Here is an 18,162-nt window from a genome sequence, read left to right as displayed (position 1 = left end):
TGCCTAGGCCGACCGCCGGCGGGACAGGCAGGCGTAACCCAGTGCCAACACGCTCAACCCCATTACAATCAACAGCCCCATCAGCTCTGTGCTGTAGCGGGCAGCCCAGGCCGGGAAGCCGGCGACCGACTGATACACCTGCACATCCGCCGTCCCCTCGGCATAGCTGATGCCTACCCCACTCTGGCGAATCTGCGAATAGTCAGCATCGAAATACACCCAGACCTTGCTGGAGCCGCCGGCCTCGATCGCCGGGATCTCGAGCTGAGCGGTGGCCGCCTCGAGCAAGGTGTCATTGCCGGCCGAATCCCGGATCTGCACCAGGCCTTTGGAGGGCAAGCGGATCCTTACCTGATCCACGGGGGCATTGCCGGTGTTCTGCAACTCGATGAGCAAGCCGGTCCGGTGGTCTACCAGGCCGGCCTCGAAAGGTTTTGCAAACAGCTGGGCATAAGGCGCCTGTGCCATCTCCACCAGCCGGTCGACCTGGTCGCGGCTCAGTTGACCTTGGCCGATCGTGTTTATGCGTGCACTCAACTGCTCGTACTTGAGCTGCTCGCTGGCTTTGCTGATACGCTCGCTGAACTGTCCCGGATAGGTCAGGTACGCGTAGGTCAGCGACGCTTCCAGGCGCGGGTTGCCCATCACTGCCTTGTAGACGAACAACAGGGCCGCCAGCCCGATCAGAACGGCTACGAGGAGTTTCCCCACCTTGTCCCAGCTCAATGCACTCTTCCTTTTGTCGAGTTACAGGCGATACGCGCCGCCAAGGGTGCCAAGTTCGCGGCCCCCAAGCAAGCGCCTGACCGCTATCGTTCGACATCGTCCTCACGAACATGGCGCAACGCCTGTAATTGCCCGTCGATGAGGGCCTTGGCCATTGCGGCCAGGTAGCAGGTGGCGAGCATTGCGTTCTTGCGGTCTGCAGGCTTGTCGATGGCCTTGCGGGTAAGCTCGGTGATGCAACCCATGATGACGGATGCTTCCACTAAGGCAGTACGCAAGGGCAACGCTGGCTTCATCTGGACCAGGTCGGTACCGGCGCTCGCGAATCGACGGGTTGCGTTGACCACGGTGGGGCCTTGGGGGGGTCTGGTGATGTCATTGTCCATGCTGTTTGCTCCCTGTCTGGAGAGCCGAGACTAGGCAGGTGCTTCCCTGAGCACAACGAGCAGCAAGTACCTGCGCGCAATTTCAGAAAGGGCCTACACGATCGCTACCTCTTGACCGTTTGCCGTCGGTCACCGAGGATCGAAGCTCCGCCTACAAGGATGTCAACATGCTGCGCATACTGGGCAAAGCCTCATCGATCAACGTACGCAAGGTACTGTGGGCGTGCGCGGAGTTCCAGGTCCCATTCGTGCGGGAGGACTGGGGAACGGGCTTCCAGGCTACCGACAGCGAAGCGTTTCTGGCGCTCAACCCCAATGCCATGGTGCCGGTCATCCAGGACGGCGACTTCACCTTGTGGGAGTCCAACAGCATCATTCGCTACCTGGCCAATTGCTATGGCCCAGCAGCCTTCTACCCGGGGGAGGCCCGTACTCGGGCCAGGATCGACCAATGGATCGACTGGCAGGCTTCGGACCTGAACGCATCCTGGCGCTACGCGTTCCTGTCGCTGGTCAGACACTCCCCCGCCCATCAAGACCCGCATGCCCTGGCCAACGCCTGTGCCGACTGGGGGCGCAATATGCTCATTCTCGAGCGCCAGTTGGCACGCACCGGCGCCTATGTAGCCGGGCGTGACTTCACCCTGGCCGACATTCCCATAGGCCTGTCGGTCAACCGCTGGTTCGAAACGCCGCTCGAACACCCTCACCTGCCTGCCCTACGCGATTATTACGAGCGCCTGAGCGAGCGCCCGGCCTATCACGAACATGGGCGTAACGGCACGCCTTGACAGCTAGCACAGCCTTCGCGAAGGCGCATGCCTCAGGCCGCGACCTGGGTAACCTGGTGACGACCACGCCAGGCGAACGTCAGCACCATTATCAAGCCCAGCGCTGCGGTGCCTGCGCCCGCCAACGCGATGGCCGAGTAACCGAGGCCGCCATTGATCACGGCGCCCCCCAATGCAGCGCCGATGGCGTTGCCCAGGTTGAAAGCACCGATGTTCACGGCCGAGGCCAGGTTCGGTGCATCCTTGGCCGCCTCCATCACGCGCATCTGCAGGGGCGGAACCAGGGCGAAACTGGCTGCGCCCCAGACCAGGATAGCGCCGGCAGTAAGCAGGGATGAGCCCATTACGAGTGGGAACACCAGCAGTACCGCGATCAATATGGCGAGCGAGACAATCAGGGTTCGATCCACGGAACGGTCCGCCGCTTTGCCGCCCCAGACGTTACCCAGGGTCAGGCCAACACCAAACAGCACCAGCATGGAGGTGACGAATGCGGTAGACGCGCCGGCTTCGTTTTGCAGGATGGGCGCAATGTAGGTGAACACCGTGAACATCGCGCTGGAGCCCACCACGGTCAGGAGCAAGGCTGCCAACACAGGCCCACGTGTCAGCACGCGTATCTCGGCCAGCGCACCGTCGCCCTTGGGCGATGGCACATTGGGCAAGGCATACCACAGCGTGGTCATCGCCACCAGGCCGAGCCCGGCTATGCCCCAGAACGCCGTGCGCCAGCCGAGCAACTCGCCGAACCAGGTTGCCAGGGGGACACCGCCGATGGTGGCCAGCGTCAGGCCCATGAACATCGCGGCCACGGCGCCGGCACGTTTCTCGGCGGGCACCACGCTGGCCGCGACGATGGCACCTATACCGAAGAAGGCGCCGTGGTTGAGGGAGGTCACTACCCGTGCGACCAACAGGCTGGCGTAATCGCTGGCCAGGGCCGACATAAGGTTGCCTAAGGTGAAGATGGCCATCAGCCCGATCAGCAGGTATCGGCGCGGTACGCGTACGGTTGCCAGGGTCATGAGCGGGGCGCCGATCAGCACACCCAGTGCATAGGCGCTGACCAGCAGACCAGCGGCCGGAATGGACACACCCAGGTCAGTGGCAATGCTGGGCAGCATGCCCATGGGAGCAAACTCGGTAACCCCGATACCGAACGCGCCCATGGCGAGTGCTACAAGGGGTGGATTGATACGCATGGCTAACTCCTTATCTGTGCCGTGAATGCTACGATCTGTTTCACCAAGGCACTAGATAGCGATTGTGCGAACCACCTTTGCGTACGAGGCACAAATGGATCTGACAGGACGATCAGGTGAGATGGAGGTGTTCACCCAGGTGGCGCAAGCAGGCAGCCTGTCGGCAGCCGCCCGTGCATTGGGCCTGACACCCTCTGCCGTCAGCCGCATACTGGCGCGCACCGAGCAGCGTCTTGGAACACGGCTGATGCTGCGTACCACGCGCGCGATTACCCTCACACCCGAAGGCGAGACTTATCTACGCGGGGCACGCCGCGTGCTGACCGACCTTCAGGAGGTGGAGCAGGCCATTACGGACCAGGGCGTGCCCCGTGGTCGAGTTCGCGTCAGCGCTGCACTTGGGCACGGCCGACTGCGCATCGTCCCCTTGGTGGCGGCGTTCAGCGTGCAGTACCCGCAGGTATTGGTCGACCTGACCCTGAGTGACGAAGTCGTTGATGTGCTCGGTGGCCAGGCCGATGTGGCTGTGCGCTTCGGCACGCTGCCAGACAGCTCTCTGAATGCTCGGCAAATCGATGAAACGGGCCAGGTGGTCGTGGCCTCGCCAGACTATCTGAGCCGGTGGGGCACCCCTTTGCTACCCGAGGACCTGGCAAAGCACAACTGCCTGCGATTCAACTTCAGGCGAGCCACGTCGGACTGGCCGTTCGTGCGTGACGGTCGCGAGTTCGCACTGAAGGTAAGCGGCAACATCGAGTGCAGCAGTGGCGAAGCCCTGGCCCAGTTGGCCAGGCTGGGCGCAGGCATCGCGCGGATAGGCACCTTCACCGTCGCCGATGACCTGGCCAGCGGCCGCCTGGTGTCACTGTTCGAGGCCTTCAATCCAGGTGACCGAGAGCCCATCCACGCCGTTTTCGCCGGTGGACCGAACATGCCCGCACGCGTGCGGGTGTTCGTGGACTTTCTAGTCGCTAACCATCAGGGGATGTGCACACGTCCCTCGTGACCGCTCTCGCGATAGCGCGCTTGCAGAACGCCGGCCAGGCACTGCTTGGCCTCAGGCTCTCCGTGTATCAGGCGGATATGCGACGGCCAAACCTGCATTCGCGTGACGAAACCGACCAGATCCGCCTGGTCGGCATGGGCTGAGTAGCCCTCCACACGCTCGATCCCGGCACGAATGTCTATGCGTTCGCCGTCCAGCATGACGTACCCGCCTTCCGGGCCGTGGGTCAGGATGTCCCGGCCAGGTGTGCCATGGGCCTGGTAACCGACGAAGACCACATCGTGCCGGGCATCACCTAGCATCGCCTTGAGGTAGTTGACGATACGCCCGCCCGAGCACATGCCATTGCCCGCGATGACGATCGCCGGCCGAGCCGTTTCGGCCAGGTGCTGAACGATGCGTTGGTGCTCCTCATGGCTGTCGATGGTGATCAGTTGCTTGAAGGACAGGGGTTTGCGCCCTTCCTTGATACGGTCCTGGGCCGATTCGTCCCAATACCCTTGCAAGCCCTTGTAGACCTGCGTGAAGCGGCTAGCCAGCGGTGAATCGAGAATAATCGGCAAGTGTGGCCAATCCACTTCCGGGCCGCTGTTGGCCTGATCGTTTCCCGCCAATTCGTGCTCGTGGAGGATTTCTTCTAGCTCGTAGAGCAAGTCCTGGGTGCGGCCGATGCAGAAAGAAGGGATCAGCACCGTACCCTGGTCTTTCAGCGCCCGCTCGATGACGGCCTGCAAGCGTTCACGCCGGTGCTTCCGGTCGGTATGCCGACGGTCACCGTAGGTGCTTTCCAGAATCAGCAGGTCAGCCCGCTCGGGAGGCGTCAGGTCTGGCAACAGTGGCGAGTGCGGCGCCCCCAGATCACCACTGAAGACCACCCGTTTGGCAGTCGCGCCTGGCCTTTGCATGTCGAGTTCCACATACGCCGAACCCAGCACATGGCCGGCCGGTTGCAGCCTGACCTTGCAGTGGGCAGCCTCGGTTTCGTGGAGCGTGAACCAGTTGCCGTAGGGCAATGCGATGGTGCGCTGCTCCACAACCTTGAGATAGCGTTCCAGTTGCTCGGGATCGTCACTGATACCGAGCCGGAACGCGTCTTCGAGTACGATGGGCAACAACTGAGCTGACGGTTCGCTACACAGGATCGGTCCCTCGAAACCCGCAGCCAGCAGATGAGGGATTCGCCCAACGTGATCCAGGTGTACATGCGTCACGATCAGGGCCTTGACGCCATCGATGGCGAAGTCGAGGGCCAAGCCCTCCCCGCCTTGATCTTCGTCCTCGCCTTGAAAGGCGCCGCAGTCGATCAGCAAGCTGGCCGTCTGGTCCATCCAGACTTGATGGCAGGAGCCGGTCACGCCCTCACGGGCGCCGTGGTGAATGATTTCTGGGTGGTCCATGATGGCTAGCCTGCTTGAGCCTGGAGTAACGTTGGGCACTGCCCGATTGACGAGGGTTCAGAAAAGCTCGGGCGTCAGGGTTCGCGGGCCTACCCAGGCGCAAGGCTCAGGCATTCAGAGCCCGCGCCAGTACCTCGTAGATTTTCCCGTCGGCTGACTGCGCAACATTGAAACGCACATAATCGCCTGCCGTCTGGGACTGGCTGAACGCGTTCCCAGGCGCCAGCACCACGCCATTGTTCAAGCACACCTTGGCCAACGCGGCCGCGTCCTTGCCCTGCGGCAGACGGCACCACAGGTATAGCCCTGCCTGTGGCATCAGCCAGGGAATGATGCCGAGCGCTTTGAGCTTTTCAGCCGTTCTGTCCCTTTCGATGGCAAGGCGCATCCTCACGGTCTCCATGTGCTTGCGGTAGCCGCTGCTGGTGATCGCATGGTGAACGATGTCCGCTGCCAGACGACCGCCTCCGAAGGTGGTGGCGATCTTCAGGTCGACCAGGCTCTGGATCCAGTCATGACGTGCGGCGATATACCCACACCTGACCGAAGCGGAGACGGTCTTGGAGAAACTGCCAATCTGGATGACCCGGGCCAGACCATCGAAGGCTGCGAGCCTGGGCGCTGGCGTATGCTCGAAATCGGCGAAAACGTCGTCCTCGACGATCAACAGGCCCGAGGCCTCAGCGAGCTTGAGCAGCCGGTGCGCAGTGCCCGGTGACAGGGAGGCACCTGTTGGGTTGTGAATGCCGGAATTGGTGATGTAGAGCCGTGGCGAATGCGCCGCCAGGGCAGCACCGAATGCATCGATATCCGGGCCGGTAGGGGTCTGACGCACACCGACGATGTTGACACTGTGGGCCCTGAGCAAGGCATGGAAGTTGAAATAACAGGGATCGTCGAGCAGTACGGTGTCACCGGGTTGGAGCAGAAAACGGCAGATCAGGTCGATGGCGTGCGTGCCGGACTCGGTGAGCATGACCTGCTCCGCCGGTGCGTCGATGCCAAAGCCGGCCAGTCGCCGCGACAGAAAATCGCGCAGCGGCCGATGGCCCTGCGGCGATGCGTACTCAACCACCTGCTCGGCTTGCGAGCGCGCCGTAGCCCGGAGCGCCTTGCGCACTCCAGCCTCGAACATCCAGTGCGCAGGAAGCCAGCCGCAGCCAGGTTTCAACAGGGCGCCAGCGGGTTCGAGCGCCTGGCGAGAGATCCACAGTGGATCGACCTCATGCTCAAGCTTGGGTCCCAGCTCGGTCAGCACCAAGGGCGCCGCGCCCCCTGCCACATAAAACCCGGCGCCACGGCGGGCATGGAGTACCCCTCCGGCCACCAGTCGTTCGTAGGCTTCGACCACGGTCGACACCGAGATCTGCATGCTCTGCGCCATTGCCCGTACTGAAGGTATCCGCGCACCGGGCAAATAGGTACGGGCCGCGATGCGGGCATGGATTTCAGCCATGACCTTTGCAATGCGCGTGCTGTGCTCTTTCACCGGATTCCTCCCACCTGTACTGCCCATCAATACCTAACAGTTCCGCCAAACTGTACTGGATTGTACATGGCATCTGCGCGCACATCGGTGTTGTACTGGCTTCATTGACGACAAGGAGTGCGAGATGCAGAGAACAGCAAGCGGCTGGATCAACGGTTTTATCGGCGTGGTCATTTTCGCAGGCTCCTTGCCCGCAACGCGCGTGGCAGTGGCAGCGTTCGAACCCACCTTTCTGACCTGCGCAAGGGCAACCATTGCCGCGTTGGTGGGTGCTTGTTGCCTGATCTTGCTGCGTCAGCCCCAGCCTCGACGAGGCGATTGGCCATCCCTGGCCGTGACAGCGCTCGGCGTCGTGGTCGGGTTTCCGCTACTGACTGCATTGGCCTTGCAGCACGTCAGCTCCGCCCACTCCATCGTATTTGTGGGGCTATTGCCGCTGTGCACCGCCGGCTTTGCCGTGCTGCGCGGCGGCGAGCGTCCTAGGCCGCTGTTCTGGGCATTTTCGTTGGCTGGTGCCGGGTTGGTGGCGGGCTATGCATCGGCCTATGCAGGGCAGGCTTCGATAGTGGGTGATGGGTTGATGGTCGCGGCAGTCGTGGTATGCGGATTGGGGTATGCAGAAGGTGCACGACTGTCTCGCACATTGGGCGGCTGGCAGGTCATCAGCTGGTCGTTGTTGCTCGCGCTGCCCGCGATGCTGGTGTTGGCGGTCATCACCATGCCCACGATGGCGAACCTGACGCAAGTCGGCGCCTCTGCCTGGTTCAGCTTCGGTTATGTCTCGTTGTTCAGCATGTTCATCGGATTCGTGTTCTGGTACCGCGGGCTCGTCCAGGGCGGGATTGCGGCGGTCGGCCAATTGCAGTTGGTACAGCCCTTAATTGGGCTGGGTTTGGCAGCAGTTTTGCTGCACGAGCAGGTGAGCTGGGCCATGGTGTCGGTGACGGTGGGTGCGGTGCTGTGTGTTGCCGGGGCCAAGCGGTTCGCCCATTGACGCTCAATCCTGCGGTGGAACTGGAACCAGGCCACTGATTGCTGAACCAGTGGCCACCCGCTTTGGTTTAACCTGCCGCTGTCAGCGCAGCAGGGTCTGGATCTTGTCATGCAATGTGTCGAGGTCGAACGGCTTGGCCAGGATGGGCGCCTTGCGGGTGATCGGGCTACCGGACTCCAGGATCTCCGCTGGATAGCCGCTGATGAAGATCACCTTGAGGTCTGGCCGCAACTTGACTGCGGGTTCAGCGATTTCCACGCCTGAGATGCCACCGGGCAAGCGGAAGTCGGTCACCATCAGGTCCAGGTGCGGCTTGCTGGCCAGGATGGCAAACGCCTGCTCGCCATCTTCGGCTACCAGCACGTGGTACCCCTCCCCGGCCAGGTAGTCCCGCAAAATCATGCGAATAGCCGGTTCATCCTCGACGACCAGCACCACATCTTGTGCATCTTCACTCATATCGAAACCTTGGAAATTCTTGCAGTTTGCCATCAGACCCCGGGCTCACGCAGAGGTTGCCCGCGCCTGATCGTTTTGTTGTTCGCACACGCCCAACGGCAATTGCAGGGTGAACGTGGCACCTTGGCCCTCCTCGCTTTCGACCAGAATACGCCCGCGGTGGGCCTGTACGATCTGCTCGGAGATATAGAGCCCAAGCCCCAGGCCACCCGTCGCCTTATGATTCGAGACCCGCTCGAACTGCTGGAAGATACGCTGCTGGTTGGCCGCACCAATGCCAATGCCATTGTCTTGCACCTGCACGCATGCCATGCCGTCCAGCTCGAACACCCGTACGTGTACAGGCTTGCGCTCCCCATAGCGCAGGGCGTTGGACAGCAGGTTCGCCAGCACTTGCTCGATGCGAAATTCGTCCCACTCGCCAGCCAGGCACCCGTCACAGTGCAGGTCGATTCGGGTATCCAGCGCGATCGCTTGCGCCGTGAAGTTCTCCACCAGCCCCCGTACCAGTTGGCTGAGGTCAAACAGCTTCGGGCGCAGTGAGAGTTTACCGGTGCGGATGCGTGACACGTCGAGCATGTCTTCGATCAGCCGTATCAGGCTGTTGATCTGACGTTCGTCGCGCTCGACCATGGCCTTGAGCTTTTCCTCACTGAAAGCCTCCAGATTGCCCCTGGCCAGGTTCAGCTTGCGCAGTTGCGTTTCCAGGATCAAACCGTTCAGAGGCGTTCTCACCTCATGGGAAACGATGGACATGAAATCGTCACGCATCCGCACGGCGTGCTCCAGCTCGCAGCGCGCGCTTTGCAGCTTATCCAGCAAGGCCTCCTGCTCCTGCCGGCTGCGCTCGAGCGCTTGCAGTTGCTGGTCGAGCACTTTGCGTTGTCGGTAGAGATCCACGAAAACCGACACTTTGCTTTTGACCGCCATGGTATCGAGCGGTTTGTAGAGAAAATCCACGGCGCCGCTTTCGTAGCCCTTGAAGGCATAGTTCATTTCGCGCCCAGCCGCGGTCACGAACACGATAGGGATGTTGCGGGTTTTTTCGGTACCGCGCATCAGCTCGGCCAGCTCGAAACCGTTCATGCCAGGCATCTGCACATCCAGGATGGCCAAGGCGAATTCGTGCTCAAGCAGCAGTGACAACGCCGCTTCGGCGGACTGGGCTTGATGCACCTCGCGATCGTCACCCTGTATGAGGGCATCGAGGGCCAGGAGATTTTCTGGAAGATCGTCGACGATCAGCAGTTTGGCGATGGTCTGGCTTAACATGCGCTGGATTCCAGAGTACCAAGCAACTGCTCGATACCACTCAAAGGAAGAATATGGTCGGGACGATGCAGGGCCAAAGCGGCCTCCGGCATCAGCGCGACCTGTGCATCGCGAGGGTCCTGGACAATGGTCCGGCCGCCGCTGTTCTTGATGTACGCAAGGCCTTGGGCGCCATCTTCATTTGCGCCAGTGAGCAGTATGCCCAGCAGTGCCGCGCCATAGGCATCGGCTGCCGACATGAACAGGTAGTCGATCGAAGGCCTGGAAAAGTGCTGCGCCGGCTCCTGGCTCAGAGAAAGGGTGAAGTCGCATTCTACCGAGAGGTGGTAACCAGGGCCCGCCACGAAGATACCGCCGTCTTGCAAAGGCTGCTTGTCGCGTGCCTCGAGCACTGGTCGACCCAAGCGACGTTGCAGCACTTCAGCCAGATGACTATGCCGGTCCTCGGGCAGATGCAACAGGCACACCACAGGCACCTTGCACGCCCCTGGCAACCCGCCGAGCACCTTGAACAAGGCAGTCACACCGCCCGCCGAGGCGCCGATCACGACAGCTTGTATGCCCTTCATGACTTGCGGTAGATCCGTTCAGGCTTGACCCAGGGCTCGAAGCGCTGGCTGTAGGCCGAGAAATCAACCGACTCCTTGCTGCCCAGCACCAGAAAACCCCGGTGGCAAAGGGACTCATGGAACAGGCCCAGGGCGCGGTCCTGCAGGACCTTGTCGAAATAGATGAGCACGTTGCGGCACGAGACGAGCTGGGTTTCCGAGAACACACTGTCGGTGGCCAGGCTGTGATCGGCGAAGGTCACCTGCTCACGCAAGGTGCTGTCCATGATGGCGTTGCCGTAAGCAGCAGTGTAGTAGTCGGAGAAGTCGCGTCGCCCACCGGCCAACCTGTAGTTTTCTTCATACTCGCGCATGCTTGGCATGGAATAGATGCCTTGCTTGGCTTTTTCCAGCGAGTGCGGGTTGATGTCGGTGGCGTAGATGATGGTGCGCTCCAGCAGACCCTCCTCGCGCAGCAAGATGGCCATCGAATACACCTCCTCGCCTGTGCTGCAGCCGGCGATCCAGATCTTTATCGACGGCCATGTGCGCAACAGCGGAACCACTTCGTTGCGCAGGGCAAGGAAGTGGCCAGGGTCGCGAAACATCTCGCTGACTGGAATCGTCAGGTACTGCAACAACTGCATGAACATGCCAGGGTCATGCAGTACCCGCTCCTGAAGCGCAGACACGGTCTGGCAGTCGAACTGGCGCAGGGCATGCAGGATCCGGCGCTTGATCGAAGCGCCAGAATAATTGCGGAAATCGTAGCTGTACTTGAGGTAGATGGCCTCGATGAGCAAGCGGATCTCGATGTCGGTATTGCGTTCGCTAATCAAATTCGCTCCAGTTGCGGCAACCACACACGTATCAGCGAGAACAGGCGGTCCAGGTCGATGGGCTTTGCCAGGTAATCATTGGCGCCGGCCTGCAGGCAGCGGTGCTGGTCGTCCTTCATCGCCTTGGCAGTCACGGCGATGATCGGCAGCTTGCGCCAGCGAGGCTGCTGGCGGATCAGCCGGGTCGCTTCGAACCCATCCATTTCCGGCATCATGACGTCCATCAATACCAAGTCGATATCCTCATGCTGTTCGAGGCGTTCGATGGCTTCGCGGCCGTTGCGGCCGATTTCGACGATGGCCCCCTTGTGCTCCAGGGCACTGGTCAGGGCAAAGATGTTGCGCACATCGTCGTCCACCAGCAGGATCTTGCGCCCTTCGAATACCTTGTCGCGGCTTCGCGCCGTCTTGAGCATACGCTGACGCTCATGGGACAGCTGCGATTCCACCTTATGCAGGAACAGGGTGACCTCATCGAGCAGACGCTCGGGCGAGCGTGCGCCCTTGATGATGATCGAGCGCGAATACTTGAGCAGGTCGGCCTCCTCTTCACGCGTCAGGTTACGACCTGTGTAGACGATCACAGGTGGGAACGCGCGGATATCTTCAGCCGTCATGCGCTTGAGCAACTCGTTACCGAGCATGTCAGGCAGCTTGAGGTCGATGATCATGCAGTCGTAGACGTTTTCGCGCAGCAGTGCCAAGGCTTCCTGGGCCAGGCCCACAGCGGTGATCTCGACGTCTTCGTCGCCGATCAGCCGGGCAATGCTCTCTCGCTGCAGGTCATCGTCCTCTACCAGCAGGATACGCTTGAGCTTCTGGGTCAGCTTGGCTTCCAGGCGCGCGAAGACTTCCTTGAGCTCTTCGCGGCTGGTGGGTTTGACCGCATAACCGACTGCGCCCATGTGCATGGCTGCTTCGACGCGGTCCTCGACCGAAATGATATGCACCGGGATGTGCCGCGTCTCGGCTTGTTCCTTCAGGCGCTGCAGTACGGTCAGGCCGGAATGGTCCGGCAGTCGCATGTCCAGCAGTACGGCATCGGGCAGGAACCGAGCAGCCAGCTCGAAGCCCTCGTCGGCGCCATGGGCCACCAGGCAGCTGTAGCCCAGTTCATGGGCCAGATCGAAGAGAATACGGGCAAAGTTTGGCTCGTCCTCAATGACCAGAATGCAGCGGTTGGTGAACGGCGCCCGCTCGCGGTCATCGGTGAAGGCCAGGATCGGCGGTTTGGCCGCCGCTGCTGGCGGCTGGATGACCGATGGCAACGCAGTCACCGCAGGGCGTAGGGTAAGCGGCGCGACGGGCTGTTCGTCGACATCATGGCGCTCTGGCAGTACCAGGCTGAATACGCTGCCTTGGCCCGGCGTGCTCTGTACGGTGATCTGCCCGCCCAACAGGCGGGCCAGGTCGCGGGAGATGGACAGGCCCAGCCCGGTGCCCCCATAGCGGCGGTTACTGGTGCCATCGACCTGGTGGAATGCACCGAAAATGGCTTGCTGCTGATCGGGCGCGATGCCAATCCCGGTGTCGCGCACCGCGAACACGATGCCGGCCTCGGGCTGGTAGCCGATATTCAGGCTGACCTGACCACGCTCGGTGAACTTGATGGCGTTGGACAACAGGTTCTTGAGGATCTGTTCCAGGCGCTGGCGATCGGTGAACAAGGTCGCAGGCACGTGCTCGGCCGCTGTAACCTCGAAGCCCAGCCCCTTCTGAGAGGCCAGTGGCGTAAACATGTCACGCAAGCCCTCGACCAGCCGATCGACGTGGGTCGTTTCGGGGCGCACCTCAAGCTTGCCGGCTTCGACCTTGGCAATGTCCAGAATGTCATTGATGAGGTTAAGGAGGTCATTGCCCGCCGAGTAGATGGACTCGGCGAATTTGACCTGCTCCTGGCTCAGGTTGCCTTCGCCGTTCTCGGCAAGCAGCTTGGCCAGGATCAGCGAGCTGTTGAGCGGCGTGCGCAGCTCATGGGACATGTTGGCAAGGAATTCGGACTTGTACTTGCTCGAACGCTGCAGCTCATCGGCACGAGCCTGAAGCTCGGCCTGTGCACGGCTAAGCTCCTCGTTCTTGAGGTCCAGTGCATCGGTGCGCTCGGACAATTGCTCGTTGGTCTGCTCAAGCTCCGCCTGTTGGGTCTCAAGGTAAGCCTGGGACTCCTTGAGCACCCGGGACTGCTCTTCGAGTTCTTCGTTGGCGGTTTTCAGCTCTTCCTGCTGGACCTGTAGCTCTTCGTTGAGCTGCTGGGTTTCGGCCAGCACTTCCTGCAGGCGTTGACGGTAGCGGGCGCTTTCGATGGACATGCCCAGGTTGCCCGCCACACGCTCGAGCATCTCCGCGTCGCGGTCCTGCAAGGGGCGCAGCAGGCCCAGCTCGATGACACCGTTAACTTGACCGTCCTCGGTGGCCGGCACGATCAGGCCGCTGCGAGGCAGGCCCTTGCCCAGGCCCGACGCCAACCGGTAATAGTCTTCCGGCAAGGCATCGAGGCGGATCAACCGTTCTTCACGCACCGCTTGTGCCAGCAAGCCGTGATGATCACCCAGCACCTGCTCGCGGGCCTGTTCCTGGGCTTCGAGCCCATAACTAGCCACCCGCACCAGGCGGCCATGTTCATCACGCACATACACGGCGCCAACCACGCTGCCCAGGTAGGCAGCGAAGAACCGCAGGACTTTGTCACCCAGCATGGGCAAGGACAATTGACCCAGCACCTGCTGGGCCAGTTGGGTCTGGCCGTTACGCAGCCAGGCCTGATGCTCCAGTCGCTCTGCAGCGCGCTGCTGGGCCTGCAAGTTCTTGGTGTAGCTGTCGGACAAGGCCAGCAGGTCTCGGCGTCCGAGGTAGGCGAGCAATGCGCTGAGCCCGACCAGCAACACAATGAACGTGATGATGCCCGCGACGGTGACAGTGCTGACCGTCTCGTTACGGGTCATGCGCAGCTGTTGCTCGGCGCCGATCAGGTCCTCGAATTCCTTGCGGATTTCGTCGGTCAGGCGTTTGCCACGGCCGTTACCGATCAGTTCTCGGTATCCCCCTTCGGCGCGGCGCAGGTCGATCATCTGGCTGCCGAAGTCGTTCCACGCGCCCTGCAGCGCGATCAGCCGATCGATGCGCTCGACCTGCTGGGGATTGTCCTCGACCATGCTTCTCAGGCTTTGCAGGCTGTTGAAGATCCTGGGCTTGGCCACCTCGTACGGGTCCAGGAAACGCTCATCGCCTGTGATCAGAAAACCGCGCATCCCGGTTTCCATGTCGATCGAGAGCTTGAGCGTTTCGTTGGCGTTACCGATCACCTGGTCGGTATGTTCCACCCACTGCATGGCAGACAGCAGGTAGTTGATAACGGCGACGAACGCCACGGCACCGAGCAGGCCGAGCCCCAGGGGCAGGCCGATGTTGCGGCTCAACAGCTTGCGAAAGCTACGTTGATCCATCGAGGCAGCTTGTATCATCTGAAAACGCCCGAGCAAATGAGGTCCATGAACAGCATGGTCAATCTTTCCTTATAGTAAGGGGCAGCCCCTGGCCTGGCGCACGCCCTGATCAGCGTGCCCGGCATTTAGCCAGCATTTGAAACATACCTGCTCCAATCGTTCCATCGGATCGATCAGATAGGTATTCTTCGGGAACTTCTGGGCCCTGGCGACGCACAGAACAAAAGACATTCAACAAGACAGGATCTGAACCATGTCCCTTCTGGTAGTCGAGGACGACGACATCGTACGCATGCTCATGGTCGAGGTCCTCGACGAATTGAAATATGACGTGATCGAGGCGCAAGACGCCACGACCGCAAAGAAAGTACTCGAAAATCCTGACCAAACGCTCGAACTCATGATAACCGATGTTGGCTTGCCGGACATGGATGGCCATGACCTGGCCAAGCGTGCACGCGCACTGCGTCCAGGGCTTCCTGTGCTGTTCGCCAGTGGCTATGGCGACAACGTCGAAGTGCCTGAAGGCATGTACAGAATTGGCAAGCCTTACTCCATTGACCAATTGCGAGACAAGGTGGCCTCTATCCTTGATGCCCATCAAGCGGGGTAGTTGGTTCGGCTTGATAATCCGTTGTCGGGCGTGCTTCACGGCGCAGCAGGTAGATGTCCATTATCCAGCCCTTGCGCCTGCGTAGAGTTGACCGGGCCTCCACAATACGTGCCTTGACCGCGTCAAGTGGCCCGGCGATCACCATCTCGTCTGCGGTTCCCAGGTAGGCCCCCCAGAAGATCGTGAGCGCCGGATCGGACAGCTCAGCAAAGACGCAGGCACTGTCGAGCATCACCACAACATTGTCGACTTGCTCGAGATCCGCCAGCCGCCGTCCTGGCAGCACGATCAATGGCTCACCGGCACGTGTGAGCGCGATCTGGTGACGGGCGGCCAACAGCTGCATGCTGCTTATTCCTGGTACAACCTTCAAAGCAAGCGACACGCCCTGCTCGCGGACCAATTCCATCACACGTAGCGTGCTGTCGTACAAGCCTGGTTCACCCCACAGTAAAAATGCGCCGGTCTGCCCTGGGTGCAGTTGCGCCTGCAGCAGCGAGGCATACGCCATGGCCCTCTGACGGTGCCAGACATCGACCGACTCGGCATACCCTGGAGCCTGCCTGGCGCGTGGCGGGTCGGTAATCTGCACGATGCGATAGCTGTCGTCGGGTCGGTAGCGCTGCAGGATCGCCTTGCGCACCTCCAGAAGGTCCTGGACCTCGGGACCTTTGTCCATGACGAAAAACACGTCTACGCAGCTTAACGCCTCGACCGCTTCGTAGGTCAACTGACGAGGATCGCCAGCACCAATGCCGATCAGCAGTACCTGTATCATTTCCCCTCCCGTGCCATTTCGCCCACTCGCTAAAAGGCGACTGGCCATGAATGTGCTCGCGTTGGCGCAATGATGAAACCTCAACACTTGCTTCACACTTTTTTCACAGCGCCATAGGCATCATCAACACAGCTAACGGACTAGCGACCCCATCACGCGCCCGCACACGCGGGCCTCTAATTCCAGCGCCCTGCCTTCAGCAGGGCGCTTTCATTTGCGCAATCGTTTCACTGCCGTATCATGAGCAGCCTGTCTGTTTCGCCGGGTCCTTGCACCCGGCCCCGTCTCAGGAGTTTCCATGAGCTTGCACGATCTGCAAACCGTTCCGGGCGTCACCGCACAGCCTGACGCCGCCACTGCCCAATTCGTCTTCAACCACACCATGCTGCGGGTCAAGGACATCCAGAAGTCGCTGGATTTCTATACCCGCGTATTGGGTTTCCGCCTGGTGGACAAGCGTGATTTCCCGGAAGCTGCTTTCAGCCTGTACTTCCTGGCCCTGGTCGACCCTGCCCAGATCCCAGAGGACGACCATGCCCGCCACCAGTGGATGAAGTCGATCCCGGGCGTGCTCGAACTCACACACAACCATGGCACCGAACAGGATACCGACTTCGCCTACCACGATGGCAATACCGATCCACGCGGCTTCGGCCACATCTGTGTCTCGGTGCCGGACGTACGTGAAGCCTGCGCCCGCTTCGAAGCCCTGGGCGTGCCGTTCCAGAAACGCCTGCAAGACGGACGCATGAACCACCTGGCCTTCATCAAGGATCCGGATGGTTACTGGGTCGAGGTCATCCAGCCTGGCGAGGTGAAAGCCTAAGGCTCACAGGCCACGCTTGTCGGGTGACCGCCCGCATACCCTTTGCTGTGGTATATGAAGTAGAGGCTTCATTGCCACAGCGAGGTACCGATCATGCAATCGCTCCAGTGTGAATACCGCAAGCACGTCATCACCGCCAGCGTCATGCCTCATCCTGACTCGCCGCTCCCCTTTGCGGCAGGCTGCCTGATCACAGCGCCCGACGGCCATGTCAGCCGCCGGCTATCGATGCCCATGAAGTTCTTCAGCGACTTGGACAATGCCCAGCATGTGTCGCTGGCGTATGGCCGTGCGCTGGTTGACAAGCAGTTGGATCAAGTCACCCAGGTGCGCTGATCGCTGCAGCGACCCGGCTTTGCTTGCTGGTCGCTGCATGTCGCAGGCTCTGCAGCTGGCTCAGCCTTGACGCGCGTAGGTCACGGCAGCTTGTACCTGTTCAGCCGTTGGCCTGATCCCGGTGTACAGGACAAATTGCTCCAACGCTTGCAGTGCGATGACTTCAAGCCCGGTGATCACCTGCTTGCCGAGCTGCTCTGCGAGCTTGATCAGCGGTGTTTGCGCGGGCATGGCCACCACATCGAATACGCGCTCGGACGCAGCAATTGCCATCTCGCTGAACGCCAACTGCTGCGCCTCCGGCCCACCTGCCATGCCCACCGGGGTGACGTTGATCAGCATCGGCGGGCAAAGGTCGCCAAGCTCGGGCAGCCAGCGGTAGCCGCACACATCGGCCAGTTCCCGCCCGGCCTGCTCGTTACGGGCGACAATCATGCCTTCGCCAAAACCTGCGTCACGCAACGCACTGGCCACCGCCTTGGCCATGCCACCGCTGCCGCGCAAGGCGAACGCCGTGGCCGGGTCCACCTTGTGCTGCGTCAGCAACTGCCGGACTGCCAGGTAGTCAGTGTTATAGGCTTTGAGGTGGCCCTCGGTATTGACCAAGGTGTTGACGGAGTCGATTGCCGCAGCCGAGGGGTCAATTTCATCGACCAACGCCATGCACGCTTCCTTGTACGGCATCGAGACACCACAACCACGAATGCCAAGCGCCCGGATGCCCGCTACAGCAGCCGGCAAGTCATCGGTGCGCATGGCCTTGTAATAGAAATCCAGGCCAAGCTGCTCATAGAGGTGGTTGTGGAAGCGGACACCGAAGGTCCCTGGACGGCCTGCCAGGGAAATGCACAGCACGGTATCCCGGCTGGGTATAAGGGACATACACGATCCTTTTGCGGTGTACAGACGGTGAGTGAGCCTAGCAGAGCGGATGCCCCACGCATACCGACTCGAGGCTGCTCGCAACGTCCTACGAATCGACCATGCACAATGACGCCAGCACATTAGGCAAAACTGATAAGCACTATTGAGCACATTGATTTCAGTCCCGCCCAAG

Annotated in this window: 18 protein-coding genes; 6 read left to right on the top strand and 12 right to left on the bottom strand. The window is 61.1% G+C overall.

Going from position 1 to position 18,162, the window contains the following annotated elements:
• Nucleotides 1-3: 3 nt before the first annotated feature.
• Nucleotides 4-726 (bottom strand): hypothetical protein, encoded by a 723-nt coding sequence (locus tag MOP87_RS08435; RefSeq protein WP_027914724.1) that lies wholly within the window; start codon nt 724-726, stop codon nt 4-6.
• Between the two features lie 83 nt (nt 727-809).
• A complete protein-coding gene (locus MOP87_RS08430) occupies nt 810-1,112 on the bottom strand; it encodes a DUF3077 domain-containing protein (RefSeq protein ID WP_027914723.1) in 303 nt (100 codons plus the stop codon).
• A 167-nt stretch (nt 1,113-1,279) separates the two neighbouring features.
• Here MOP87_RS08430 and MOP87_RS08425 point away from each other — a divergent pair, with 167 nt between their 5' ends.
• Entirely contained in the window at nt 1,280-1,903 is a 624-nt protein-coding gene (locus MOP87_RS08425) for a glutathione S-transferase (protein ID WP_110606792.1), read from the top strand.
• Between the two features lie 32 nt (nt 1,904-1,935).
• Here MOP87_RS08425 and MOP87_RS08420 read toward each other — a convergent pair whose 3' ends face one another.
• Nucleotides 1,936-3,105, bottom strand: coding sequence for an MFS transporter (locus MOP87_RS08420; protein ID WP_059183111.1), 1,170 nt, complete (start codon nt 3,103-3,105; stop codon nt 1,936-1,938).
• 94 nt (nt 3,106-3,199) lie between these two features.
• Between MOP87_RS08420 and MOP87_RS08415 the strand changes: the two genes are divergently transcribed.
• Nucleotides 3,200-4,111, top strand: coding sequence for a LysR family transcriptional regulator (locus tag MOP87_RS08415; protein WP_027914720.1), 912 nt, complete (start codon nt 3,200-3,202; stop codon nt 4,109-4,111).
• Here the strand turns inward: MOP87_RS08415 and MOP87_RS08410 are convergent.
• Together MOP87_RS08410 and MOP87_RS08405 are read right to left on the bottom strand one after the other, a co-directional pair.
• The gene (locus tag MOP87_RS08410) at nt 4,084-5,508 is read right to left on the bottom strand and encodes an MBL fold metallo-hydrolase (protein ID WP_242810392.1); all 1,425 of its coding nucleotides are present in this window, start codon (nt 5,506-5,508) and stop codon (nt 4,084-4,086) included. The genes MOP87_RS08415 and MOP87_RS08410 overlap by 28 nt on opposite strands.
• 106 nt (nt 5,509-5,614) lie before the next feature.
• A complete protein-coding gene (locus tag MOP87_RS08405; RefSeq protein WP_088522967.1) occupies nt 5,615-6,997 on the bottom strand; it encodes a PLP-dependent aminotransferase family protein in 1,383 nt (460 codons plus the stop codon).
• 124 nt (nt 6,998-7,121) lie between these two features.
• Here MOP87_RS08405 and MOP87_RS08400 point away from each other — a divergent pair, with 124 nt between their 5' ends.
• Nucleotides 7,122-7,991: a DMT family transporter gene (locus MOP87_RS08400; protein ID WP_242810391.1), complete on the top strand. Its 870-nt coding sequence runs from the start codon at nt 7,122-7,124 to the stop codon at nt 7,989-7,991.
• A gap of 81 nt (nt 7,992-8,072) precedes the next feature.
• Here MOP87_RS08400 and MOP87_RS08395 read toward each other — a convergent pair whose 3' ends face one another.
• Genes MOP87_RS08395 through MOP87_RS08375 form a run of 5 tightly spaced genes read right to left on the bottom strand, consistent with a single transcriptional unit; the run spans nt 8,073 to nt 14,570 of the window.
• Entirely contained in the window at nt 8,073-8,450 is a 378-nt protein-coding gene (locus tag MOP87_RS08395; protein ID WP_027914716.1) for a response regulator, read from the bottom strand.
• Between the two features lie 45 nt (nt 8,451-8,495).
• Nucleotides 8,496-9,722, bottom strand: a complete 1,227-nt coding sequence (locus MOP87_RS08390) for a hybrid sensor histidine kinase/response regulator (protein WP_110606793.1) — start codon at nt 9,720-9,722, stop codon at nt 8,496-8,498.
• Nucleotides 9,716-10,291 carry a chemotaxis protein CheB gene (locus MOP87_RS08385; RefSeq protein ID WP_027914714.1) on the bottom strand — a complete coding sequence of 192 codons (576 nt, stop codon included), beginning with the start codon at nt 10,289-10,291 and terminating at the stop codon, nt 9,716-9,718. The genes MOP87_RS08390 and MOP87_RS08385 overlap by 7 nt, the downstream gene beginning before the upstream one ends.
• Complete coding sequence (locus MOP87_RS08380) at nt 10,288-11,109, bottom strand: protein-glutamate O-methyltransferase CheR (RefSeq protein ID WP_027914713.1); 822 nt, start codon at nt 11,107-11,109, stop codon at nt 10,288-10,290. The genes MOP87_RS08385 and MOP87_RS08380 overlap by 4 nt, the downstream gene beginning before the upstream one ends.
• Nucleotides 11,106-14,570: a response regulator gene (locus tag MOP87_RS08375; protein WP_104926700.1), complete on the bottom strand. Its 3,465-nt coding sequence runs from the start codon at nt 14,568-14,570 to the stop codon at nt 11,106-11,108. Before MOP87_RS08375 ends, MOP87_RS08380 begins: the two co-directional genes overlap by 4 nt.
• A 235-nt stretch (nt 14,571-14,805) precedes the next feature.
• Here MOP87_RS08375 and MOP87_RS08370 point away from each other — a divergent pair, with 235 nt between their 5' ends.
• A complete protein-coding gene (locus tag MOP87_RS08370; protein ID WP_110606795.1) occupies nt 14,806-15,165 on the top strand; it encodes a response regulator in 360 nt (119 codons plus the stop codon).
• Here MOP87_RS08370 and cobF read toward each other — a convergent pair.
• Nucleotides 15,137-15,943, bottom strand: a complete 807-nt coding sequence (cobF, locus tag MOP87_RS08365; protein ID WP_242810536.1) for a precorrin-6A synthase (deacetylating) — start codon at nt 15,941-15,943, stop codon at nt 15,137-15,139. The two genes, MOP87_RS08370 and cobF, sit on opposite strands and share 29 nt — an antisense overlap.
• A 298-nt stretch (nt 15,944-16,241) precedes the next feature.
• Here cobF and gloA point away from each other — a divergent pair, with 298 nt between their 5' ends.
• Nucleotides 16,242-16,769: a lactoylglutathione lyase gene (gene gloA / locus MOP87_RS08360; RefSeq protein WP_242810390.1), complete on the top strand. Its 528-nt coding sequence runs from the start codon at nt 16,242-16,244 to the stop codon at nt 16,767-16,769.
• Nucleotides 16,770-16,862: 93 nt separating this feature from the next.
• Entirely contained in the window at nt 16,863-17,105 is a 243-nt protein-coding gene (locus MOP87_RS08355) for a hypothetical protein (RefSeq protein WP_027914709.1), read from the top strand.
• Nucleotides 17,106-17,165: 60 nt separating this feature from the next.
• Here the strand turns inward: MOP87_RS08355 and MOP87_RS08350 are convergent, their stop codons facing one another.
• Complete coding sequence (locus MOP87_RS08350; protein ID WP_027914708.1) at nt 17,166-17,987, bottom strand: shikimate 5-dehydrogenase; 822 nt, start codon at nt 17,985-17,987, stop codon at nt 17,166-17,168.
• Nucleotides 17,988-18,162 lie beyond the last annotated feature (175 nt).

The sequence above is a fragment of the Pseudomonas sp. I3-I5 genome, from assembly GCF_022699445.1.
In the GTDB taxonomy this organism is placed as follows: Bacteria; Pseudomonadota; Gammaproteobacteria; order Pseudomonadales; family Pseudomonadaceae; genus Aquipseudomonas; species Aquipseudomonas fulva.
Note: the sequence above shows the minus strand (reverse complement) of the source record. Positions and strands in the feature narration are given on the sequence as shown.